Source organism: Paraburkholderia sp. BL9I2N2, from assembly GCF_004339745.1.
In the GTDB taxonomy this organism is placed as follows: Bacteria; Pseudomonadota; Gammaproteobacteria; order Burkholderiales; family Burkholderiaceae; genus Paraburkholderia.
In genome coordinates this window covers 2,766,606-2,788,936 of record NZ_SMGP01000001.1, presented here as the reverse complement: position 1 = coordinate 2,788,936, position 22,331 = coordinate 2,766,606, and the positions used below count along the sequence as shown (strand labels likewise).

Sequence of the window (22,331 nt, the reverse complement as noted above, 5' to 3'; positions counted from 1 at the left end):
TCGGAGTTCGTCATCGCTATCTTATCGGTGCCGGCGGTATTAAGATAAGTTGATATTTCTTATGCTGACTTCAAGAACCTTTATGACCCGAGATCTCGACAGCAGCCTGCTGCGCGCCTTCGTCACCGTGGCCGAGACGGGCGCGGTGGGCGTGGCGGCGACGCGCCTCGCGCGGACCCAGGCCGCGGTGAGCATGCAATTGCGTCGGCTCGAAGAAGAACTCGGCCAGCGCCTGCTCGACCGCTCGCCGCGCGGCGTGCAGCTTACCGAAGCAGGTCACTTGTTGCTGCCGTATGCTCACACGATACTCGGCGCGGGCGCCGATGCGCGCCGCGCGTTGAGCGCAGGGCAGGTGTCCGGCACCGTGCGGCTCGGCATGCTGGAGGACATTGCGGTCGGTCGTTTGCCGCGGGCGTTGCGGCGCTTTTCGATCGCTTATCCGCAAGTGGCGCTGGAGATCGTCGTCGACAGCAGTGCGGCGCTGTCGAACCGGCTCGCGGATGGCAGCCTCGACGTGGTGGTCGGCGATCCCGCGCTGGTCGACGCAACGCCGCTTCTCACGTGGACGCAACCACTCTTCTGGGTCGGCGCGCGCGGTTTTAGCCGCGACGCGCAGGCCGCGTTGCCGGTGGTGGCATTCGGCGGCGCGTGTCTATGGCAGCAGCAGGTGTTGACGGCGCTGCGGCGCGCGGGGATCGCGTGGCGCATCGTGTGCACCAGCACCAGTCTGCCGGCCGTGCAATCCGCGGTTGAAGCGGGGCTCGGCGTGTCGGTGCTGCTCGACGGCAACATTCGTTCGGAATCGATGCGCGTGCTCGGTCAAAGCGAGGCTTTGCCCGACGCGCCCACCGCGGACTTCGGGCTCTTCATGCGCGAGGTTTCCGGCGCGCAGGCGGCCGCCGTGCAAACCTTGCAAACGTTCCTCTGCGAGGAATTGCATCTCGGTCTGCGCGAAGGTGGGCCGCAGCTCGTGCCGGCTTTGGGCTAATGCGTCGGCGCCTGGTCCCATGTGAGTTTTTACGACATTTTTTCTTGAGACGCATCCACGCGAAATCTACACTTCGAGCATCTTGATACCACGAGGTGCTCAACGTGAAGCGACGTGCAACGAAGCAACAATCCGTTCGTATCGACTACGTGTGTCACGGCATGGGCCGTGTCGAATTGCGCCGCTTCGATCCGGCACGCGATTCGTTCGTCGCGTTGACGGCGTTGTTGCATCGGGCCTTCACGCCGCTCGGCGCGATGGGCCTCAATTGCACGTGCGTGGATCAGACCGTCGAGACCACACGCTTGCGCGCAACGCGCGGCGATTGCTACGTGGCGGTGTGCGACGGGCGCATCGTCGGCACGATGACGCTCTATGCGACGGACCGTGAATCGGCGTGCGATCTATACCGTCGCGACGATATCGCCAGCATGCGCCAGTTCGCGGTCGAACCGGTGTGGCAGTCGCGCGGTATCGGTACGTTGCTGATCGCATTCGCCGATCATTGGGCCGCGACGCGAGGTTATGCCGAGCTTGCGCTCGACACGCCGCAACCGGCAGCGCATCTGATCGCGTTTTATCGTGAACAGGGGTTTCGTATCGTCGATTTCGTGCGCTTCGACGGCAAGCGTTACGACAGCGCGATCTTGAGCAAGCCGCCGGTGGCGACGCGTACGCTCGCTAACTGGTCGCATCGATTGAGCGTGCGTGCGCCGATTGCGCGCGCGGCGTGAAGACGAGGAAGCGACAACGAAGAGCGGGGAAGTGCTGCGGTGCAATGCGCTGTGTAGAACGCATGGATGCAGGTCGAGCCCGGAAGTGAAAACCCCGGCGCGGGCAGCAACAATTGCAATACGGTACGGCAAGTATTGCAACGGATTGCTGATTCTCGCGCCGGGGCAGGTGTGTTTCCGCCTAAACGGTCGAAGCATTCATCAGCGTCGCATCACGCCCATCAGCAAGGTGACGAGGAAGATCACCACGAAGATGAAGAACAGGACCTTGGCGATTTCCGTCGCGCCTGCGGCGATGCCGCCAAAGCCGAATACCGCGGCGATGATTGCGATGATGAAGAAGATTGCAGCGTATCGAAGCATGGGGCCTCCCACCGATGGATTGCTGGATTGAAATGGAAAACGGCGACTCGTTGTGGGCACTGCGTGCTTTGACGGGTTATTTGCCGGCGAGCGGAATAGAGCAATACGTGTGCCCAGACCTGGCCGTGCGAGGGCGTGCGTCTGATCGGCGCGTCGGCGTGAAGGAAATTTCGTTTGAAGCCGGCGGCGAGAAGGCGGCTGTCGTATCCACGCCAACGCGGATTTCGACACGGCGGCGGCCGGCGTTCCAGACCCGAGCGTTCACGAATGAATGTGGGCTATAAGAGGTGCGCGGCCGGTGTCACCGGCCGCAGCAAGCAGCATGTCAATATAAGTCAGCTCATCAATGCGCGGCGGCGTCCGTCACTTCATCGTTCCAGTAGGGCGGCAATGCCTTATACGGATTGCCCCCGGCAAGCGACGTGACATACACGCCGCCCGCGCCATGCGTCTTCGCGTATTGCACGACGCCCGGCAATTGCGCGGCAGTCGCGCCATACACCATGTGCACGAAGCGGTTCTTCGGATAGGCGGCTTGCCAGCTCATCGGCTGATATTTTGCGTAACTCTTCGCAGTGCTTTCGAACACGACGAACTGGTCGGCCGTCGGCAGGCTTGCGTAGAGTTCTGGAATGTTGGTGCCCGGATTGGCCGTCACCGAGTAGGTGGCGTTCAGTCCTTTGATGTAGTTGTAGATCGACTGGTAGAACTGGATGTGCGACATCTGGCTATCGGACGTCATCTCGTCGATGAAAAAACCATCCACCTTATACAGCGCCACGTAGGTATTGATGTCGGCCACGACCGCGGAGAGCGAGCGCTTTCCGTACGAGGTGGACACATAGCCCAGCACCTTGCCGCCCGCGGCGCGAAGCTTGGCGACGGCGGCGGCATAGTTCGGATCTTCCTTGACGCCGGGGCCGCTGTTCGGATTCAGGATGGCGGTGGTCGGCACTTTGCGCGCCGAGGTCACGAGGCTGTTCCAGTTCGCGACGCTGCCGGTGGCGTTGAAGTAGGACGGTACGACGAGACTGGTGGCCGTGCTGCCCGCCGCGAAGGCCGTGCCGTCGAGGCATCCCAGCAACAGACCTGCGATGAGTCCAACGCGTTTCAGACACCTGCCGGTGCGCCCCGCAAGGCGGGTTGTTTCCGCCGATTCCAACGCGAAGACCGCACGCACACCCGCAACCGCACCCATTCCCCGATTTTCTTGCATGTAGCCTCCTGACGCGGTCTTTCGAAACCGCTGTCGATTGGCCCGCCGTGGACACGGCGGGCAACTGGCAAACTCCCGCAAGGGAGTCCCTGTAGTTTTGCGTCGCCGGATCGCTCCGGGTTTGCCCAAACTGCGCTAACGGCATCCCTTGAGTTTTCTTTAGGGGGCCGATTTATTTTTTTGTCGTTTGATTCGAACCCCATCCAGAGTAACCAAAAAAAATCGATTTCTTTTTGCGTTTCGGTATTTATTGCAGCATGCCGCGGTGAGCCGAGCTTGAACGCCGGTCGATTACGCCTGTTTGACGAGGATTAAAAATATTTGAAAGAGCGCAGAAAGAGTAGGGCAACGCCTCTGTCTCGCGCGATTTATTGATCGGAAGATTAAGAGCCAGCAAGATTGATCTGCCTGCTGCAGCGGTTTTCCAACACATTGCGGATCTCCTTGACGAATCGATTTTAAGCAGCCGCAACACTTGATATCGGTTGTGCTCAGGTGCGCAATCGTTTGCCTTTGAATTCAAGCGGATGCATTTACCACTATTTAACAATCCAGATTCCGCCGACGACATAAGCGAGCTTGAGACGCCACATGTCATGTGCTATCTTCCACCGCCTTACCAGTAATCAGACAAAAAGTCGGTATCGCATCCGGCGCAAAGTCAGTTTTTGCGCGATGCAAATAATGCCGACGGGCCGGCTCGAAAATCCGCTAGCGGAAACATTCTCCCCACAAGGAGAACGCCGCTTGCGTTCAGACTGAACGGGGTAAAGATTTTGGCGATGAAGAAGCGGACCCGGGCATGCGCCGGCGGGGACTCTTGCGGGGTGGTCGAACGTGCGGGCGAACGATTTCTTACGCGCACCTTGATAGCGGTAATGCTTGGCGCGGCCGGTATTGCACCGCTTGCGACTCATGCAGTGACACGGACGGAGGCTGCACCGCTGCAGTCCGCTGCCGCGGCGACCAGCTCCACCTCTGCCGCGTCTGCCCCCAACGTCGCTTTCTTCTACGCCGCCAATCCGCCTGTCGGCGAATTGCAAGCATTCGATGCCGTCGTCGTCGATCCCGCCACGGGTTTCGACCCGGCCGCTCATCCGCTCGCGCATACCACCTGGATCGCCCGCACCACCGGTGCCGAGTCCGCCGGATCGGCCGACGCATTCCTCTCCAGCCAGATCGAACCGCTGTGGCAGCGCGGCTATCGTGGCTTCCTGCTCGACACGCCCGCGGCCGTGGCCGCCGCCGGCCGCATTCATGAAGCGCATCCGGACGCGCGCCTCGTGGCGGGCGGCGCCGACGTCATGCGTAACGCGCTGCCGGTTGCGAAGTCGCTCTACGCGGTAGTCGGCGATTCGCTGGTGCGTGGACTCGGCGACAGCGGCCAGCTTCTCGACGTCCCCGAATCGTTGCGCGCGCAACGCATTGCGGATGCGCGCGCATTCACGCAGCAAAGCGGCGTGCCGGTGGTGTCCGTGGAATATTGCGCGCGCAACGACCGGCAATGCGCCCGCGACACGGCGGCGCGCGTCGTGTCGGCCGGCATGCTGCCTTATGTGACGAGCAAGGCCCGCGACGTGGTCGGCATCGGCAAGATCGAAGTGCTGCCGCGCAAGATTCTCGTCGTGCAGGACCGCGACACCCAGGATCCGCTCGACCTGAGCGCGGGTGTGCGCGATCTGGCCACGCCGCTCAACTATATGGGCTACGACGTCGAGTACGCCGACTTCTCGTCGCGTCTGCCGGACGCCATCACGCCGGATCGCTACGCGGGCGTCGTCGCGTGGATCCAGCGCGGCGCGGTGCCCGATCCCGAAGCGTGGCAACGCTGGGTCGCGGCGCGCATGGCGGATCACGTTCCCGTCGCGTTCCTCGGCCAGTTCGGCTTCGACGCGGCCGGCTCGGCCGGCGCGGCACTCGACCTGCAAGCCGTGGGGGGAACCCTGGCCGCGCCGGTCACAGTGGTCAAGAGCGATCCGATGGTCGGCTTCGAAATCAGCCCGAAGCCCGAGCCGCGCGATCTGCAAGGCGTGCGCGTGGGTTCGCGCAGCCAGCCGTTGCTGCGCGTCTCGGCCAACGGCGTGCTGCTCGATCAGGTCGCGCTGACGCCGTGGGGCGGCTATGCGCTCAGCCCGTACACCGTGGCGTCGCTCGACAGCATCGAGCAGGAGCGTTGGGCGATTCAGCCGATGGCGTTCATGAAAGCGGCGCTGCGTCTGCAGGACATGCCGTCGCCGAGCGTCACGACCGAAAACGGCCGGCGTCTGCTCATGTCACACGTGGACGGCGACGGTTTCGCCTCGCGCGCCGAATTTCCCGGCCCCGACTATTCCGGCGAAGCGTTGTATCAGCAGATCTTCACCCGCTATCAGGTGCCGATGACGCTCTCGGTGATCGAAGGCGAAGTCGGCCCCAAGGGCCTGCATCCGGATATCTCGCCGCGTCTCGAAGAGATCGCGCGCAAGATGTTCGCGCTGCCGCATGTCGAGATCGGCACGCACACGTATTCGCATCCGTTCCAATGGGAGCAGGTGGACAGCAAGACCGGCGCGCAGGTGGACCGCGGAGGCGGCGACGCGGCGTTCTCGCTGAACATTCCGGGTTATCACTTCAATATCGACCGTGAGATCACCGGTTCGATCGACTACATCAACACGCGCCTCGCGCCGCCCGGAAAGAAGACCGTGCTGCTGCAATGGTCCGGCGATTGCCGGCCGCCGGGTTTCGTCGTGCGCAAGGTGTACGAGGCCGGCGTCTACAACTTCAACGGCGGCGACACGGTAATCACCAGGTCAGCCAATAGCTGGACCAATATCGCGCCGATCGGCGTGGACAAGGGGCCGGGCGCGTATCAGGTGTATGCGCCGAATCAGGACGAGAACGTCTACACGAACGACTGGCAAGGTCCGTTCTACGGCTTTACGCGCGTGCTCGAAACCTTCTCGATGACCGACCGGCCACTGCGCTTCAAGCCGATCGACATTTACTACCACATGTATAGCGGCACCAAGGTCGCCTCGTTGCGCGCGCTCGACCAGATCTTTTCAACCGTGCTCAAGCAGCCGGTGATGCCGGTCTACGTGAGCGAGTACATCCGCAAGGTGCTCGACTGGCACACGTTCGCCGTGGCGAAAGAGGTGGGCCCACAGGCGAGCGACTGGATCGTGCGCGGCAACGGCGAGGTGCGTGAGTTGCACTGGCCGCAAGCGGCCAAACCGTCGCTCGATAACGCGTCGGGCGTGACCGGCTTTGCAGCGGGACCTGACGGCACGTATATCCATATCGACGGCGGCAACGCCCGCTTTGCAATCGGCAGCGCGGCGGCCACACAGGCGGCGCCGTATATCGGCGAAGCCAACGGTTTCGTGCGCAACTTCCGGCGCACGGCGCAGGGCATGCGTTTCGAATTCGCCGGTCACTACCAGCCATTCGTGAAACTGGCCAACGCGCAGCAGTGCAAGGTCAGCGTCAACAAGCAGGCTGTCGCCACGCGTCGCGACGGCGAGTTCCTGCGTTTCGATACGCCGGCTGACGTCGGACAGAAACTGAACTACCAGTCCGTCGAGGTCGCCTGTGGCCGCTAATCGCCCTCGCATCGCGCCCATGTGGCTCGTCCTGCTGCTCGCGGGCGTCGTGCTGATCACGCTGTATCTCGTGCATCCGCGCGGCGGCCTGCGTAGCCGGATGACGTCGACCGACGCGCCGAGCGATCTCAGCATCGCCTACCTCGAAGCATGGCTGCGCGTGCAGCCCGACAACACGGAAATCCTCTCGGTGCTCGGCACGCAGTACGTGCGGCTTGGCCGCAACGAGGACGCGCGCCGTATCGCCGCCCGCATGGAAGCGATTCCGAGCGATCACATGCGCCGCGCGGCGCAGTTGCTGCGTCTAACGGTCGATACGCGCGAGACGTTTGCGCTGCCCGCTAACGATCCGGGCCGTGATGCCGCGCTCGCCCGTTTGCGTACGCAGCTCACGAATGCGGCGGCGCTGACGTGGTCGAATGCCGATCTGCAGATGCTGGCGGAAGCAGCCGCCTCGGTGAACGCGCAACAGCTCGCCGGCCAACTCTATGCGCGCCTCGCTGAACAGGACCCGGCGCAGCAAACGCGCTGGAACCGCGAAGTGGTGCGCTTCGCCATGTATGGGGGCGACTATCGCGGCGCGGCGAACGGCTGGTTCCGACTGCAAGCGAGCGCTGCGACCTTCGATGCAAAGCGTCAGTGCTTTCTCGAAGGTATTCGGGCCTTGCAATCGGGCAATCTGCTAGATGAGGCGCTCGCGGCCGCCAACGAACACGGCGCCGCGTTCGCGCACGATCACGAAACGCTCGTCGTGTTGCTGAATCTGGCGCGCGCGGCGCATCGTCCGGATCTCGTCGACCGTTACGCGAAGGCGCTGGCCGGCTATGCGCGGGCTCAGCCTGATCAGGACGGCGCGCTGCGTCTCGTCGCCTTCATCCGCGAACGCTCGCGTGAAGACGGCTCGCAAGGGCAGTACGCGTATATGGATGGTCCGCAAGGCGGGGCCGGTGTAGCCATGCACACTCGCACGCACGGCTCGCGCGATGTGCGTCTCGTGCGCGTCGCGGTGTCCAGCGCTGCGTCTGCGTCGGCGGCCGCGGCGTCGAGTCCCGCAGCAGCTGCGCCTGCGGCGCCGTCTGCCGCATCGAACTCCGCAGCCGCATCGAACGACGTCCCGAGCCTCCTTTACCAGTCCTTCCTCGAATCGAGCGATCTGCCGAACGCACAGCGAGTCGCTACCGAGCAGGTCAGCAAGAACCCAGGCTCGCCACTCTGGACCAAGCGCCTTGCTCAGGTCGCCGAATGGAACCATGCGTCGCCGCTCGCCTTGCAGATGTGGCTCGCTTACGCACAGACCACGCACGATCCGGAAGGCTGGAAAAACGTCATGCGCCTCGCGCCCATGCTCAACGACGACAATGCCTATCTGGCGGCGTTGATCCAGGCATCGAATGCGGCGCCCGGCGATCTCAAGCTGGCCGACTCGGTGGTTGCGGCTTACGAGCGTCTCGGCCGTCCGGACGACGCGCTGGCTTTCCTGCGCGGCCGCCAACGCAATTCGCCGGCTGAAGCAATCGATTCGCGCCTGGGTCAGCTCGCCGAGCGCTCCGGTCAGGACGACGAAGCGCTGACCTACTATCGCAAGCTGAATCAGCTCTATCCCTCGAACACGCAATACGCGCTGCGCACGGCGAGCCTTTTGTATCGCCACGGCGACTACAAGGGCGCGCTCGACACGCTGCTGGCCGCGCGCCGGGGCGCCAAGGACGACGACGTGCTGTTCTGGCGCAATGCCGCGCAACTCGCGCGTCTATTGCAGCGTGACGACATAGCGAACGACGCCTACAAGCATCTATTGGCGAGCGGCCAGGCCACACCCGAAGACCTGAGCGCGATGACGTACTTCTACGACGCGTACCCGGTCGACGCGGCTCGCACGTCCGAGTTGCAGTTCCGCCGCGACCACTCGCAGCGCGCGCTGCAGAGCGCGATTCACTATTACACGGATGCGGAGCAATACGACCGCGTCGACGCGTTGCTCAAGAGCCTGACGCCCGAACAACTGACGGCTGGCGAAGCCGACCCCGCGTTCCTGCGCGTGAGGGCCGAATACTATCGCCAGACCGATCGTCCGCTCGACGCACTGCACGATCTGCAGCACGCGGTGTCGCTGCCCGGCGCGACGCTCGACTTGCGCGCCGCGCTGCTCTGGACGCTGGTGGACTACGGCAGCGAAGCGCAATTGCGCGAGGCGGTCGCCGAATGGCGCGATGCGCCCGCGCAGGCGCCGGCCTTGTGGGGCCCGCTGGCCGCCGCGCTGATGCGTCTGAACCGGCCGGAAGCCGCGTTGAAATATCTGCGTCTGCAGTCGGCGTCGATGTCGCGCGATCCGTTGTGGCAACTCACCTACGCCGAAGCGCAGGAAATGGCGGGGCGCAGCGATCTCGCGTGGTCGATCCGTCGCAACGTCTGGCGTCAGATGCAGCAGGAAGAGGCCGAAGTTCGCGCCAACAGCGCGCAAGGGCAGATCGTGCTGCGCACGCGCGCTTCACAGGGCAGCGAAGTGCGCGAGCAGATGCTCGGCCGCCAGGTCACGCTCGCGTCGATCTTCGAAAACGCGGACGTGTCGAAGGCTTTCCTGATCGATCTGCTCGCCAGCGACGCAGGCCGCAACGACAACGCCGAAGCGCGCCGCACGCTGCTCGGCGACGCGGCCGGCCTGCCGCCCGCGCAACCCGTGAAGGCGCACGTGGCTGCGAAGTCGCCGGATCAGGCGCAGTTGACTTCGTCGGTAGCGCGCGACGTGGCGCTCGCCTGGGCGATGTCGCATGAAGCGAATCCGTTGGCAAAGCGCTGGCTGGCTCGCCAGTACGCCAATGTGCTGGTGCAGCCTTCGGAGCAGTTGATCGCGATCGCGCTTGCTGAAAACGACAAGCCCGCGATGGAGCGTCTGCTCGACCAGCAAGGCGCGCGTTTGCCGCTCTACAACCGTATCGACGCATCGATCGCGGTGGATCGTCCGGGCGCGGCTGAAAACCTCGCGTTTCAAGGCCTGGAAGGCGCGCCCTACGATTCGGAACTGCATAGCCGGCTGGAGCAGACCGCGTTGACGTGGCCGCAATCGCTCGACGCGACGGTGAACAGCTTCGTCGAGCATCCGCTCGATTACGTCGAGCAGACGTTGGCGGGCAGCATCAAGATTGCCGATTTCTACATGGTCGGCGTGAACGGTGTGCAGCGCTTCCAGCATTCGACGGACGAGTCGCAACTGACCAACGTGCCGTCGGTGGATCGGTCCGTGGAATTTTTCGCGCGGCGTCAAACGTACGACACGGCTTTCATGGTGACAGCCGGCCGCCGCGAAGCGCTCGACAGTTTCTATAGCGTGGCGGTGGCAGCGGAGTGGGGCAGGAACTCGCCGTTGTCGGTGGCCGTCAAGGCAGGCCGCAATCAGACGGCGCGTGAATCGCAGGCACTGCTGGTCGGCGGCATGAAGGACAACGTAATCGGTACGGTCACGTATCGCATGACGCAGAATCTGTACGCCACGGGCAGCGTCGAAGCGGATCGTTTCTATAGCCAGGCACGCAATTACCTCGGCAGCGGCGTGCTGTCGACGGGCGAGATCGGCTATCGGATCCGCACGAACTATCCGGACTACACGTTCCGCCTGGTCGGCGCGCATGGCGACTACGGCGCGAGCGGCAACGCCGACGCCCTGATTTCAAGGCTGGTCCCGGCGGCCGCCGGGCCGGTCACCGCGTCGACTTTCATCCCGCAGACATACTCGCAATACGGCTTTTTCTTCGGTTTCGGCAACGATCTGATCGACCAGTACACGCGCGCGTGGCGGCCGTTCCTCGACGTGGGCCTACAGCACGACTCGAATCAAGGCTGGGGGCCGGCGATCAGCCTGGGGCTCGCGGGCACGATCTTCGGCGGCGATCACGCGGCAATCTACTTCTCGCATCAGCGCGTGTCGCATCTCGGCACGCCCGTGACCCAGATCGGCGCACGGTATAGCTGGTTTTATTGAACCTGATTTCGAATACATATCCAAAGGAGCATTCTTCATGGTCGGCATTAAACGATTGGTTCGTACGAGCGCCTGGTGTGCCGCGGCAACCGCGCTGGCTCTGATGGTAAGCGCATGCGGCACGGTGCGTCAGACCTCGGGCCCGGCGCTCTCGCGCGGCGACAAAGTGGCGGTCGTGTCGATCGCCAACTACACTGAAACGCCGGACGCGGGCCATAGCGCCGAGTCGATCGCGGCCAACACGCTGCGCGCGGGCGGTATCGCCGATGTGCGCATCGCGCCGGCCGATTCGAGCCGCAATGCGATGTTCGACACCACGCAGCGCGCCGACGGCGACAAGGCGCTGGAATGGGCGCGTTCGCAGAACGCCCGCTATGTGCTGTCCGGCGCGGTCGAAGAATGGCGCTACAAGACGGGCGTGGACGGCGAGCCGGTGGTCGGCGTGACCTTCGAATTGATCGACGTGTCGAACGGCGCCGTGGTGTGGAGCGCGACGGGTACGCGTACGGGCTGGAGCCGCTCGGGTCTGTCGAGCGTGGCGACTTCGTTGATCGGCAAGGTTCTGTCGCCGTTGCAAGCGCGTCAATAAGGACGCCGGTAAGCATATCCCCAAGGTTGCGGCTTGCGCCCGAAGTGCGGGCCGCAAGCTGAAACCCGACATGTAAAAAGGAAATGGCCGTGAATACCGCAGCCGTGGAAAACAACCCGGGCGCCTCGAAGCCGCGCCATGCGCATCCGTTCGGCAATCTCGGACGCGTGCGCCGCTTGCTGGCGCCCGCGGTGGCACGGCCGTTCGCGATCGTTGAAACTGTCGTGCTCGTGCTGGTCGTGCTGGCCGTGGCCCGCTGGCTTCATCCTGAAGACCCGTTGCTGCTGCACGCCGGTTTTCCGTGGCTGTGGCTGGTGCCGTTGCTGGTGGCGTTGCGCTACGGCGCCCTGCTCGGTCTGCTGAGCGGTGCTTTCATGCTCGGTGCATGGACGCTCTTTTATCAGCACGGCGATCCGTTCCCCACGCTATATTTCGCGGGCGGTTTGATCCAGACGATTCTCGCCGGGCATTTCGGCGATACGTGGGGCAGCCGCGCCGGGCGCGCGTCCTCGTTGAATGACTACCTGAACGACCGTCTCGTGGCGTTGACCAACAGTCACTATCTGATGCGGCTCTCGCACGAGCGGCTCGAAAAGGACCTGCTGTCCCGCCCGACCACGTTGCGCGATTCGATTACCGAGTTGCGCCGTCTCTCGGTCGCCACCGATACGGCGCTCGCCGTGCCGGCGGCGGGCAAGGAAAGCGACCCGCTGGGCGGCGCGAGCGGTCTGCTCGAATTCGTCGCGCAGGCCTGCCAGATCGAAGTCGCGGCGCTGTATCCGGTGCATCACGGCAAGCTCGGCACGCAGGCCATCGCGCAGATCGGCGACGCGTTCGAACTCGCCATGCACGACGAACTCGTCACGCATGCGCTCAACACGCTGAGCGTCGCGCATCTGAAGAACGAAAACACGGTGGTGCCGGTCAGCCAGTACCTGGTCTGCGCGCCGCTGGTGTCCGCGGACGGTGAATTGCGCGCGCTGCTTGTCGTCAAGCGCATGCCGTTCCTGTCGCTCAATTTCGACAACCTGCAACTGTTGCTGGTGTTGCTGGGCTATTACGCGGACGGCGTCGAGCATTCCGCGTTCGTGCAACGCATTCTCGACAGCGTGCCGAATTGCCCGTACGAATTCGCGCTCGACCTGAGCCGCCTCACGCGTCTCCAGCAGAAGGCGGGCGTGGCGTCGTCGCTCGTCGCGCTGGCGTTTCCGCGCGATGAAGAGGGCGACTCGCTGTTCGAGCACGTCATGCGCCGCCGTCGTTCACTGGACGTGATGTGGCCGGTGCAGACCGCGAAGCAGTCGGTGCTGGTGAATCTGATGCCGGCCACCGACACGACCGGTATCGACGGTTATCTGGCGCGGATCGAAGCCAGCCTGACGGCCCAATTCAACACCGACCTCGAACACGCGCGCGTCGGCGTTCACACGCTCCACCTCGAGGGCGACGAGCCGGGCGCGGCGCTGATGCGTCTTCTCAAACGAAGCGGCCTCGATGTCTAAGACCCTTTCACTCATCGTCAGCGTGCTCGCGGCCGTGGTGGCCGTGATCGTGCAGTATCTGGCGATCGCGAGCCTGCTGCAACCGGCCGGCGCGATCGATCCTTTGCTGCGCTTTCTCGCGTTGCAAGCGGTGGCGGGACTCGCCGAAGCGGTCGCGTTCCGCGCGTGGCTGCCGGCGAATTATCGCGAGCCTCGCATGGTGTCGTTCGTGTTCCTGTGGCTCGCCTGCACCTTCGTGCCGCTGTTCGGCGGCCTCGTGGTGCTGATTAGCTGCCTCTGGGCAGCGCTCTTTCCGGGCGACAAGGACAGCGATCAACTCGCCGATGTGCCGCGGCCGGAATTCGTCACCTACCTGGTGTCGCGTGTGTCGCACGGCGGCGGCGCGCGGCTGCAGGCGCGTCTTGCCAACACCCAGGTGTCGCCCACCGACCGGCTGTCCGCGCTGGTGGCGATCCAGAGCATGCCCACTCGCACGACGGGCACGTTGCTGCGCGAGTTGCTTGCCGACCCACTCGAAGACATTCGCCTGATCGCTTACGGCACGCTGGATCACGCCGAAAACGAAATCATGCAGAAGATCTTCCGGACCAGCAAAGCGCTCGAAGCGACCGACAGCGACGTCGAACGCCACGCGCTCAACCGCATGCTCGCCGAGCTCTATTTCGAACTCGTGTACCAGAATCTGGTGCAGGGCGCGGTCTATCGCCATACGCTGCAACAGGCCGACCGCTACGCGCAGGCAGCGCTCGAAACCGATCCGGGCGACGCCGCGCTGTGGCTGATTCGCGGTCGTCTCTCGCTGGCGAGCGGCTTGCCTAACGCCGCGCACGAATACATCGGGCGAGCGCTCGCACTCGGTTTCCCGCGCGAACGGCTGGTGCCGTGGCTGGCTGAAGCCGACTTCCTGCGCGGCGACTACGCTCGTGTCGAGCAGCTTCTCGCATCGCTGGGCAATGCTGCCGCGTTGCCCACACTCAAACCGGTTGTGAAGTACTGGTCATGATGAAAGAACTCCCGATCCGCCGTGCCGCCGATGCCGATGTCTGCCTGCTGCTCGAAGGCACGTTCCCGTTCGTGCGAGGCGGCGTGTCGAGCTGGGTCAATGAAATGATCCGCTCGTACCCGGCAACCCGTTTCGCGATTGTCTTCATTGGCAGCCGGGAACAGGACTACAACGGTGCTGCTTACGCGCTGCCGGACAACGTCGTGCATATCGAAACGCACTACCTGTACGAGCAGGCCGTTGCGGACTTCCAGCCGCGCGCCGTCGATGGCGACGCCGCGGCCTTTGCCCGCTCGCAGAAATTGCATGACGCTCTGCGCGATCCGCGCAACGGCCGGGACGTGAGTGCGCTGATGGCCGACGTGATTCCGATGCTCGGGACCAACGGCGCGCTGAGCGAGGAACAATTCCTGTCGAGCCGCGCCGCCTGGGACACGATCGTCGATCAGTATCAGAAGTACTGTACCGATCCTTCGTTCACCGATTACTTCTGGACCGTGCGCATCATGCACAAGCCGCTGTGGCAGCTCGCGCGCGTCGCTGAAAAGCTGTTGCCGGCGAAGGTGTACCACACGGTATCGACGGGATATGGCGGTTTTCTCGGCGCACTGGTGCATTACCGCACGGGGCGCCCGCTGCTGATCTCCGAGCACGGCATCTATACGAAAGAGCGCAAGATCGACCTGCTGCAGAGCCAGTGGATTCGCGACAACCGCGGGGTGTTCGAGCGCGATATCTCGCGCGTCAGCTATTTCCGCGAACTGTGGGTGCGTTTCTTCGAAGCGATCGGCAAGCTCGCGTACGATGCGGCGGACGACATCGTCGCGTTGTACGAGGCGAACCGCCAGCGCCAGGTCACGGACGGCGCGCGCGCCGAGCGCACGCAATGCATTCCGAACGGCATCGACGTCGACGCGCTCGCGCCGCTGGTCGCCGAGCGCAAGCCGCGGTCACACAAAGTGGTGGCGCTGATCGGGCGCGTGGTGCCGATCAAGGACATCAAGACCTTCATTCGCGCGATCTTCATTGCGTCGCGCACCATGCCGGATCTCGAAGGCTGGATCATCGGACCGGAAGAGGAAGATCCCGCTTACGCGCTCGAATGCCGCGCGCTGGTGGAGAGTCTCGGGCTGAGCCGCAACGTGAAATTCCTCGGCTTCCAGCGTATCGACGACATGATGCCGAAAATCGACGTGATCGCGCTGACCTCGATCAGCGAGGCGCTGCCGCTGGTGGTGCTGGAAGGTTTCGCGGCCGGCGTGCCGGCCATCACGACGGACGTGGGTTCGTGCCGTCAATTGATCGAAGGCGTGGATGAGGAAGATCGCGCGCTCGGCTCGGCGGGCATGGTGGTGCAGCTCGCGGACCCGGCGGCGTTCGCCCAGGCGGTGCTGTCGCTGCTCGCCGACGAAACGCGCTGGCAGGCTGCGCAGCAGGCCGGACTCGCGCGCGTGCGCCGCTACTACACCAAGAAGCAGATGATCGACCGCTATCGCACGCTGTATGAGCGCCTCGCCGCCATGCCGGACCGTGACCGTAACGGCACGGCCGCCGATGCGGCGCGCTGCCCGATGCACCACGGCACCCAATCCAAGGCGGACCCGCGCGTGCAGCCGGCGCAGCCCGTTCAATCGCAGGAGACACGCTGATGGCGGGTATCGGCTTCGAATTACGCAAGATCATGCGCCGCGACACGCTGACCGGCGTGGCGCGCGCCTATGCCTACGCGGGCCTGATCAGTTCCGGTCCGCTGATCCTGTCAATCTTTGGGATCCTGATCATCGGGCTGATCAGTCTCACCTCGGTGATTCCGACTTTTGCGATCGTGCAGTTTCAGGTGTCGGTCACGTATCTGATCGCGCTCAGCCTGATTCTGACCGGGCCGCTGCAACTATCGTTCACGCGCTTCATCTCAGACCGGCTATTCGAAAAGCGCGACGACCTCGTGCTGTCGAACTATAACGGCGTGGTGCTGGTGTCGTCGGTGCTGGCCAGCGTGGTCGCGGTGATCGCGATGCTGGTGGGTTTCCGCGAGGAACCGCTGATCTACCGCTTGCTGATGATTACGGGCTTCGTCGTGGTCAGCAACATCTGGATCGCCGTGATTTTTTTGTCGAGCGTGAAGCAGTATCGGCAGATCCTCGTTGTGTTCGCGGTGGGCTATGCGTGCGTGGTGTGCCTTGCACTCGCGTTGAACGGCTATGGACTGGTCGGCTTGCTTGGCGGCTTCGTGGCGGGGCACATCGTGCTGCTCGCCGGTCTGTCGGGCTTGATCTACCGTAACTACCGCAGCGAGCGTTTCGTTTCGTTCGAGGTGTTCGAGCGGCGCTTCGCCTACCCGAGCCTCGCGCTGGTCGGCCTGTTGTTCAACATCGGCGTGTGGCTCGACAAGTTCATGTTCTGGTATGCGCCGGGCACGGGCACGCACGTGATCGGACCGCTGAATGCTTCGGTGATTTACGACATTCCGATTTTTATTGCCTACGTGTGCGTGATGCCCGGCATGGCAACGTTTCTCGTGCGCATCGAAGCGGATTTCGTCGAGTACTACGACGCCTTCTACGACGCGGTGCGCAGCGGCGCGACGCTGCGCCATATCAACGAGATGCGCGACATGATGGTGGGCAGCGTGCGTGCCGGTCTGTACGAAATCATCAAGGTGCAGACGGTCGTGCTGCTGCTGATCATCGCCTTCGGCGAGCGCGTGCTGGGCTCGCTCGGCATTTCGCCGTTGTACATGCCGCTGCTCGTCGTCGACGTGGTGTCTGCGAGTCTGCAGGTGTTGCTGCTGGGTCTGCTCAACGTGTTCTTCTATCTCGACGGGCGGCGCGTGGTGCTGCGGCTCACCGGCGCATTCGTCGTGCTGAACGGACTCTTCACCGGCATCACGCTCAGGCTCGGGCCGGATTTTTACGGCTATGGTTTTGCGCTGGCGCTGCTGGTCGTGGTGGTGGCATCCGTGAAGGTGCTCGACCGCAAATTCATGTCTTTGGAATACGAAACGTATATGTTGCGGGGTTGAACCCAAGGCGTCGCTGTTTGCGACTCAAGATCGTGTTCGTGCTGCCGTTCTAAGGTGGCGACATCCCGGCGCGTTTGACGAGCGTGAATCGGCGCGCCGACACCCTTGGCCTCACACCGTTCGACTTCGGATTCCACCATGCATCAGTATGATCCTGGCTCGCTTCGGCGGCCCGCGCGCGCGCGCCTTGCCGCCGACGTCCGTTACGGCCGCCGCATCGCGCAACGCTGGATCGGTGCGGCTGCGATCGTCGCGTCCTGCAGTCTGCTGGCAGCCTGCGGAGGCGGCGGCAGCGGTACGGGCAGCACGAATGGCACAACGGTGTCGTCGACGAGTTCGGCCACCGGCAGCGCCACGAACTCCAGTAACGCCGGTAATTCCGGCAACTCGACGGGTTCGACGAACTCGTCCGGTTCGGGCAATTCATCGACGAATACCAATTCCGGCTCGAGCACCACGCCGACGATCTCGACGGCGCGCGCCTTGCCGGCGTCGCCGGTCTGGGCCGTCTATTACGGCCAGGGCAGCGCGATCAACATCGCCCACGCGGCGGCCACATTTAAGCTGATCGTGATCGACGCGGACCTCGGCAACGGCACGCCCGCCTTCTCGGCCGTGCAGATCGCCGCGTTGAAGGCGAATGGCGCGAAGGTGCTCAGCTACCTGAATTTCGGTGCCTGCGAGAAATCGCGCACTTACTGGAACACGGTCCCGTCCAGCTTCGTGTCGTGCGGCGCGAATACCTCGGCGCAAAATCAGCAGATATTCGGGCTTCCAGGAATACTGGATGAATCCCGCCAACGCCGACTATCAGAACCTGATCGTCAACTACATCGCGCCGCGTCTCGCGGCTACCGGTGTCGACGGATTCATGCTGGATAACTTCGAAATCGTCGGCCACGGCGCCAATGCGTCTACGGCCCCATGCGATGCAGCCTGCGCGCAAGGTGGCCTCGATCTCGTCAAGCGACTGCGCGACCGCTATCCGGATCTGGCGATGGTGCCGAATGCGGCGCCGGTGCAGGCCATCGCCGGGACGACTGGCGGTGTATCGTTTCCGTGGCTGATCGACGGTGTAATCGCGGAACAGGTGTTCTTGCCGTCGACGAGCACGTCAGTCGTGCAGTTGTTGAAGTCATGGCAAAGCACCGAGCAGAATCTCGGTCGCAGCGGTTTCTTCGTGGGATCGCTCGACTATACGTCGTCATGCACGGCGAGTTCGTCCGCGCAAACCGCGTGGACGGCGGCGCAACAAACGGGCTTCAGTCCTTCGATCTCGACTGTGTCGCTCGATAGTATCTGCTGGTGGTCGTTCCTGCCTGTGGGTAGTTAGGACGACAGCCAGAAACGGGCGACGTTGCCCGAACAACATGAAAGAGGAACCGGCTTTGTCCGAGCACGATCACGATCACAACCGACGTTTCACCTTGCGCGCGCTGCTGCGTCGTGTCAGCCGGTTCGCGCGCATGGCCGCGCTCGGCGCGCTGGCTTCGGTGGCGCACGCGCAGAGCGCGGCGGACGCGCCGGCGGGACCGTCGGTGGCGCTGTATTACGGCGCGAATCCTCCCGTCGAAGAACTGGCCGCATTCGATGTCGTGGTGGTCGACCCCGACGCGCACTTCGATCCGCGCGCTCACGCGAAGGCGCAGCCGGCGTGGTTCGCTTATGTGAGCGTCGGCGAGGTGAACCCGCACCGCGCGTATTACAGCGCCATGCCGTCCGCGTGGCTGCCGGGCGTTAACGAAGCGTGGGCCTCGCACGTGATCGATCAGACGGCCGCCGAATGGCCGGCGTTTTTCGTCGACAAGGTGATCTCGCCGTTATGGAAAAAAGGCTATCGGGGCTTTTTCCTCGACACGCTCGACTCCTACCATCTGATCGCCAAAACCGATGCCGCGCGAGCCGCGCAGGAAGCTGGACTGGTGCGCGTCATCCGCGCGATCAAGAAGCGTTATCCGAAGGCGAAGCTGATCTTCAACCGCGGGTTCGAGGTATTGCCGCAGATCCATGATCTCGCCTACATGGTGGCGTTCGAATCGCTATACCGCGGTTGGGATGCCGGCAAGCAGCGTTATACGGAAGTGCCGCAGGCCGATCGCGACTGGCTGCTGATGCAGGCGGCGACCATTCGCGATCAATACAAGCTGCCGGTGCTGTCCATCGACTATTGCCCCCCGCCGACGACACGTGCGCAACCGCCACCGCGGCGCGGATCACGCAAGCCGGCTTCGTCCCCTACGTCACCGACGGCGGACTCGCGACCGTCGGCGTGGGCGCGACCGGGACCCGCAATGAGCGGCCGTGACACTCGAATTGAGTAACTATAAAAGGGAATTTCGCATGGACTTGAAAGGCACGATTCTGGTAACCGGCGGCGCGGGCTTTATCGGCTCGCATACCTGTGTCGAATTGCTGAATGGCTGCTACGACGTGGTCGTGGTCGACAACCTGGTGAACAGCAACCGCGAGTCGCTCAAACGCGTCGAGCAGATCACGGGCAAGCGCGTGGCGTTCTACGAAACGGATTCGCGCGATGAAGCGGCGTTGCAACGCATTTTCGACACGCACGCGGTGACCGGTGCGATTCACTTCGCGGCGCTCAAAGCGGTCGGCGAATCGGTCTCGAAGCCGATCGAGTATTACGACAACAACCTCGGCAGTCTGCTCACGCTGCTCTCGGTCATGCGCGCACGCGATGTGAAGCAGTTCGTGTTCAGTTCGTCGGCCACGGTGTACGGCGTGCCGAAGACCTCACCGATCGACGAATCGTTTCCGCTGTCCGCCACCAATCCGTATGGACAAACGAAGCTGATCGCCGAACAGATCCTGCGCGATCTGGAAGTATCCGATCCGTCCTGGCGCATCGCCACGCTGCGTTATTTCAATCCGGTCGGCGCGCACGAGAGCGGTCTGATTGGCGAAGACCCGGGCGGCGTGCCGAACAACCTGATGCCGTATGTCGCGCAAGTCGCCGTCGGCAAGCTGGAGAAGCTGCGCGTGTTCGGTGGCGACTACGACACGCCGGATGGCACCGGCGTGCGTGACTACATCCACGTGGTGGACCTCGCGCGCGGACACCTTGCCGCGCTCGATGCGCTGGTCGAGCGCGATGCGAGCTTCGTCGTGAATCTCGGCACGGGGCAGGGCTATAGCGTGCTGGACGTGGTGCGCTCGTTCGAAAAGGCGTCGGGCAAGCCGGTGCCTTATGAAATCGTCGCGCGCCGTCCCGGCGACGTCGCGTCCTGTTTCGCCGATCCGGCCGCTGCGGACAAGCTGCTCGGCTGGCGCGCGCAATACGGCATCGAACGCATGTGCGCCGACCATTGGCGCTGGCAATCGACCAATCCCGCCGGATACGCCTGAAGCTCGACTCGATTCGGGGCGGCTCGCCTCATCCGATACAACATCACGTGGGAAAGCAAATTTATGTGTGGCATTGTCGGCGCGGTAGCGCAACGTAACATCGTCCCGGTTCTGATCGAAGGACTGCGGCGTCTGGAGTATCGCGGTTACGACTCGTGCGGTGTCGCCGTGCTGGCCGAAGCCGGCCCGCGCCGCGCGCGCAGCACGGCGCGCGTCGCGGACCTCGACGCGCAGGCACGCGAGACGCATCTCGAAGGCGGCACGGGCGTCGCGCATACGCGTTGGGCGACGCACGGCGCGCCGGTCACGGACAACGCGCATCCGATTTTCTCGAAGGACGAGTTGGCGTTGGTGCATAACGGCATCATCGAAAACTACGAGCCGTTGCGCGAGATGTTGCGCGCAAAGGGCTACGTGTTCGTTTCGCAAACCGACACCGAAGTGGTCGCGCATCTCGTGCATAGCCTGTATCGCGGCGATCTGTTCGAGGCGGTTCGCGAAGCCGTGAAGCAACTGGACGGCGCGTACGCGATCGCGGTCGAGCACAAGGCGCATCCGCATCTGGTGGTGGGCGCGCGGCAAGGCTCGCCGCTCGTCGTCGGCATCGGCGAGGGCGAGAATTTCCTCGCGTCGGATGCGCTGGCGTTGGCCGGCGAGACCGAGCGCTTCATCTTCCTGGAAGAGGGCGATGTGTGCGAGCTGACGCTCGAGCGCGTGCGGGTCGTGAGCCGCGACGGCGCCGACGTAGCGCGCGAAGTACGCACGGTGGCCGCGTATGGCGGCGGCGTGGAACTCGGCCCGTACCGGCATTTCATGCAGAAGGAAATCTTCGAGCAGCCGCGTGCGATCGCCGATACGGTGCCGCAAGGCGAGTCGCTCGATGCGTCGCTGTTCGGTAAAGCGGCCGCCGCCGTGTTTGCGGATATCGACAGTCTGTTGATTCTCGCGTGCGGCACCAGCTATTACTCGGGACTGACGGCTAAATACTGGCTCGAATCGATCGCGAAGATTCCCACTCAGGTCGAAATTGCCAGCGAATACCGCTACCGCGATTCGGTGCCGAATCCGAAGGCGCTGGTGGTCGTGATTTCCCAGTCCGGCGAAACGGCCGACACGCTCGCTGCGTTGAAGCATGCGCAGTCGCTTGGGCATCAGCACACGCTGTCGGTCTGTAACGTGGCGACGAGCGCAATGGTGCGGCTGACGTCGCTGTCGTTTCACACGCACGCGGGCCGCGAGATCGGCGTGGCATCGACCAAGGCGTTCACCACGCAACTGGTCGGCCTGTTCGTGCTTGCCGCGACGCTGGGCAAAATCCGCGGCACGGTGAGCCCGGAACAGGAAGCCGACTACGTGCGCCAGTTGCGCCATTTGCCGGCCGCATTGAACGCCGTGCTGGCGCTGGAGCCGCAGATCATCGCGTGGTCGGAGAAGTTCTCGGGCAAGGAAAGCGCGCTGTTCCTCGGACGCGGTTCGCACTATCCGATCGCACTCGAAGGCGCGCTCAAGCTCAAGGAGATTTCCTATATTCACGCGGAGGCTTATCCCGCCGGTGAGTTGAAACACGGCCCGCTGGCGCTCGTCACCGATGCGATGCCGGTCGTGACGATCGCGCCGAACGATGCGTTGCTGGAGAAGCTGAAGTCGAATCTCCAGGAAGTGAAGGCGCGCGGCGGCGAGCTTTATGTGTTTGCGGATGCGGACACGCGGATTGGCAGTGAGCCGGGGATTCACGTGATCAGAATGCCCGAGCACTATGGGCCGTTGTCGCCGCTTTTGCATGTGGTGCCGTTGCAATTGCTCGCTTACCACACGGCGTGCGCGCGTGGGACGGATGTCGATAAGCCGAGGAACCTGGCGAAGTCGGTTACGGTGGAGTGAAGGGTTGGCGGCGGGGTAGTCGGCGGCGGCTCCCCGTCGGCTTTGCTGTTGAATGGTTGCCTGCCAAAGTTTGCTCAGAGCTTTGACCATTGTTCACGAACCGCAGGGCG

Annotated in this window: 16 protein-coding genes, 1 pseudogene and 1 riboswitch; of the genes and pseudogenes, 14 read left to right on the top strand and 3 right to left on the bottom strand. The window is 63.6% G+C overall.

The window, feature by feature from the left end; translation table 11 throughout:
* Positions 1-82: 82 nt before the first annotated feature.
* A complete protein-coding gene (locus B0G74_RS12825) occupies positions 83-988 on the top strand; it encodes a LysR substrate-binding domain-containing protein (protein ID WP_132375114.1) in 906 nt (301 codons plus the stop codon).
* A gap of 104 nt (positions 989-1,092) precedes the next feature.
* Positions 1,093-1,722 (top strand): GNAT family N-acetyltransferase, encoded by a 630-nt coding sequence (locus B0G74_RS12820; protein ID WP_207915642.1) that lies wholly within the window; start codon positions 1,093-1,095, stop codon positions 1,720-1,722.
* A 201-nt stretch (positions 1,723-1,923) separates the two neighbouring features.
* On the opposite strand, the gene B0G74_RS12815 is transcribed toward B0G74_RS12820, so the two are convergent.
* The gene (locus tag B0G74_RS12815; protein ID WP_007182451.1) at positions 1,924-2,085 is read right to left on the bottom strand and encodes a DUF1328 domain-containing protein; all 162 of its coding nucleotides are present in this window, start codon (positions 2,083-2,085) and stop codon (positions 1,924-1,926) included.
* Positions 2,086-2,428: 343 nt separating this feature from the next.
* Positions 2,429-3,301, bottom strand: coding sequence for a spherulation-specific family 4 protein (locus B0G74_RS12810; RefSeq protein WP_132375113.1), 873 nt, complete (start codon positions 3,299-3,301; stop codon positions 2,429-2,431).
* Positions 3,302-3,357: 56 nt separating this feature from the next.
* Positions 3,358-3,437, bottom strand: a riboswitch (cyclic di-GMP riboswitch).
* 742 nt (positions 3,438-4,179) lie between these two features.
* Between B0G74_RS12810 and B0G74_RS12805 the strand changes: the two genes are divergently transcribed.
* The 7 genes from B0G74_RS12805 (at position 4,180) to pelG (ending at position 16,977) form a co-directional block, all read left to right on the top strand.
* Positions 4,180-6,885, top strand: coding sequence for a sugar ABC transporter (locus B0G74_RS12805; RefSeq protein ID WP_132375112.1), 2,706 nt, complete (start codon positions 4,180-4,182; stop codon positions 6,883-6,885).
* A 19-nt stretch (positions 6,886-6,904) separates the two neighbouring features.
* Positions 6,905-10,861 (top strand): tetratricopeptide repeat protein, encoded by a 3,957-nt coding sequence (locus B0G74_RS12800; RefSeq protein WP_165923852.1) that lies wholly within the window; start codon positions 6,905-6,907, stop codon positions 10,859-10,861.
* A 37-nt stretch (positions 10,862-10,898) separates the two neighbouring features.
* Positions 10,899-11,450, top strand: a complete 552-nt coding sequence (locus tag B0G74_RS12795) for a penicillin-binding protein activator LpoB (protein WP_132375110.1) — start codon at positions 10,899-10,901, stop codon at positions 11,448-11,450.
* 83 nt (positions 11,451-11,533) lie between these two features.
* Complete coding sequence (locus B0G74_RS12790; RefSeq protein WP_165923851.1) at positions 11,534-12,952, top strand: PelD GGDEF domain-containing protein; 1,419 nt, start codon at positions 11,534-11,536, stop codon at positions 12,950-12,952.
* Positions 12,945-13,955, top strand: coding sequence for a hypothetical protein (locus B0G74_RS12785; RefSeq protein ID WP_132375108.1), 1,011 nt, complete (start codon positions 12,945-12,947; stop codon positions 13,953-13,955). The genes B0G74_RS12790 and B0G74_RS12785 overlap by 8 nt, the downstream gene beginning before the upstream one ends.
* Positions 13,952-15,604, top strand: a complete 1,653-nt coding sequence (pelF, locus tag B0G74_RS12780; RefSeq protein WP_132375107.1) for a GT4 family glycosyltransferase PelF — start codon at positions 13,952-13,954, stop codon at positions 15,602-15,604. The genes B0G74_RS12785 and pelF overlap by 4 nt, the downstream gene beginning before the upstream one ends.
* Positions 15,604-16,977 carry an exopolysaccharide Pel transporter PelG gene (gene pelG / locus B0G74_RS12775; protein WP_132375106.1) on the top strand — a complete coding sequence of 458 codons (1,374 nt, stop codon included), beginning with the start codon at positions 15,604-15,606 and terminating at the stop codon, positions 16,975-16,977. Before pelF ends, pelG begins: the two co-directional genes overlap by 1 nt.
* A 203-nt stretch (positions 16,978-17,180) precedes the next feature.
* On the opposite strand, the gene B0G74_RS46580 is transcribed toward pelG, so the two are convergent.
* Positions 17,181-17,435, bottom strand: a complete 255-nt coding sequence (locus B0G74_RS46580; RefSeq protein ID WP_243658176.1) for a hypothetical protein — start codon at positions 17,433-17,435, stop codon at positions 17,181-17,183.
* Between the two features lie 25 nt (positions 17,436-17,460).
* On the opposite strand from B0G74_RS46580, the gene B0G74_RS46575 reads away from it, so the two are divergent.
* The 5 genes and pseudogenes from B0G74_RS46575 to glmS all read left to right on the top strand — a co-directional run bounded on the left by B0G74_RS46575 (position 17,461) and on the right by glmS (position 22,221).
* Complete coding sequence (locus B0G74_RS46575) at positions 17,461-17,859, top strand: endo alpha-1,4 polygalactosaminidase (RefSeq protein ID WP_243658175.1); 399 nt, start codon at positions 17,461-17,463, stop codon at positions 17,857-17,859.
* Positions 17,765-18,310 (top strand): endo alpha-1,4 polygalactosaminidase, encoded by a 546-nt coding sequence (locus B0G74_RS46570; RefSeq protein WP_243658174.1) that lies wholly within the window; start codon positions 17,765-17,767, stop codon positions 18,308-18,310. Before B0G74_RS46575 ends, B0G74_RS46570 begins: the two co-directional genes overlap by 95 nt.
* 133 nt (positions 18,311-18,443) lie before the next feature.
* Positions 18,444-19,252, top strand: a pseudogene (locus B0G74_RS12765) (endo alpha-1,4 polygalactosaminidase); the annotation flags it as partial.
* Between the two features lie 65 nt (positions 19,253-19,317).
* Positions 19,318-20,340: a UDP-glucose 4-epimerase GalE gene (galE, locus tag B0G74_RS12760; protein WP_132375105.1), complete on the top strand. Its 1,023-nt coding sequence runs from the start codon at positions 19,318-19,320 to the stop codon at positions 20,338-20,340.
* 63 nt (positions 20,341-20,403) lie between these two features.
* Positions 20,404-22,221, top strand: a complete 1,818-nt coding sequence (gene glmS / locus B0G74_RS12755) for a glutamine--fructose-6-phosphate transaminase (isomerizing) (protein ID WP_132375104.1) — start codon at positions 20,404-20,406, stop codon at positions 22,219-22,221.
* The last annotated feature ends 110 nt before the right edge of the window (positions 22,222-22,331 follow it).

What these genes read in the sequence shown, in the direction of transcription:
- B0G74_RS12795 (WP_132375110.1), top strand. Translation starts at nt 10,899, where the DNA reads ATGGTCGGCATTAAACGATTGGTTCGTACGAGCGCCTGGTGTGCCGCG.
- B0G74_RS12810 (WP_132375113.1), bottom strand. Translation starts at nt 3,301, where the DNA reads ATGCAAGAAAATCGGGGAATGGGTGCGGTTGCGGGTGTGCGTGCGGTC.
- B0G74_RS46570 (WP_243658174.1), top strand. Translation starts at nt 17,765, where the DNA reads ATGAATCCCGCCAACGCCGACTATCAGAACCTGATCGTCAACTACATC.
- glmS (WP_132375104.1), top strand. Translation starts at nt 20,404, where the DNA reads ATGTGTGGCATTGTCGGCGCGGTAGCGCAACGTAACATCGTCCCGGTT.
- pelF (WP_132375107.1), top strand. Translation starts at nt 13,952, where the DNA reads ATGATGAAAGAACTCCCGATCCGCCGTGCCGCCGATGCCGATGTCTGC.
- B0G74_RS12825 (WP_132375114.1), top strand. Translation starts at nt 83, where the DNA reads ATGACCCGAGATCTCGACAGCAGCCTGCTGCGCGCCTTCGTCACCGTG.
- B0G74_RS12785 (WP_132375108.1), top strand. Translation starts at nt 12,945, where the DNA reads ATGTCTAAGACCCTTTCACTCATCGTCAGCGTGCTCGCGGCCGTGGTG.
- B0G74_RS12800 (WP_165923852.1), top strand. Translation starts at nt 6,905, where the DNA reads ATGTGGCTCGTCCTGCTGCTCGCGGGCGTCGTGCTGATCACGCTGTAT.
- B0G74_RS12790 (WP_165923851.1), top strand. Translation starts at nt 11,534, where the DNA reads ATGGCCGTGAATACCGCAGCCGTGGAAAACAACCCGGGCGCCTCGAAG.
- galE (WP_132375105.1), top strand. Translation starts at nt 19,318, where the DNA reads ATGGACTTGAAAGGCACGATTCTGGTAACCGGCGGCGCGGGCTTTATC.
- B0G74_RS12815 (WP_007182451.1), bottom strand. Translation starts at nt 2,085, where the DNA reads ATGCTTCGATACGCTGCAATCTTCTTCATCATCGCAATCATCGCCGCG.
- pelG (WP_132375106.1), top strand. Translation starts at nt 15,604, where the DNA reads ATGGCGGGTATCGGCTTCGAATTACGCAAGATCATGCGCCGCGACACG.
- B0G74_RS12805 (WP_132375112.1), top strand. Translation starts at nt 4,180, where the DNA reads ATGCTTGGCGCGGCCGGTATTGCACCGCTTGCGACTCATGCAGTGACA.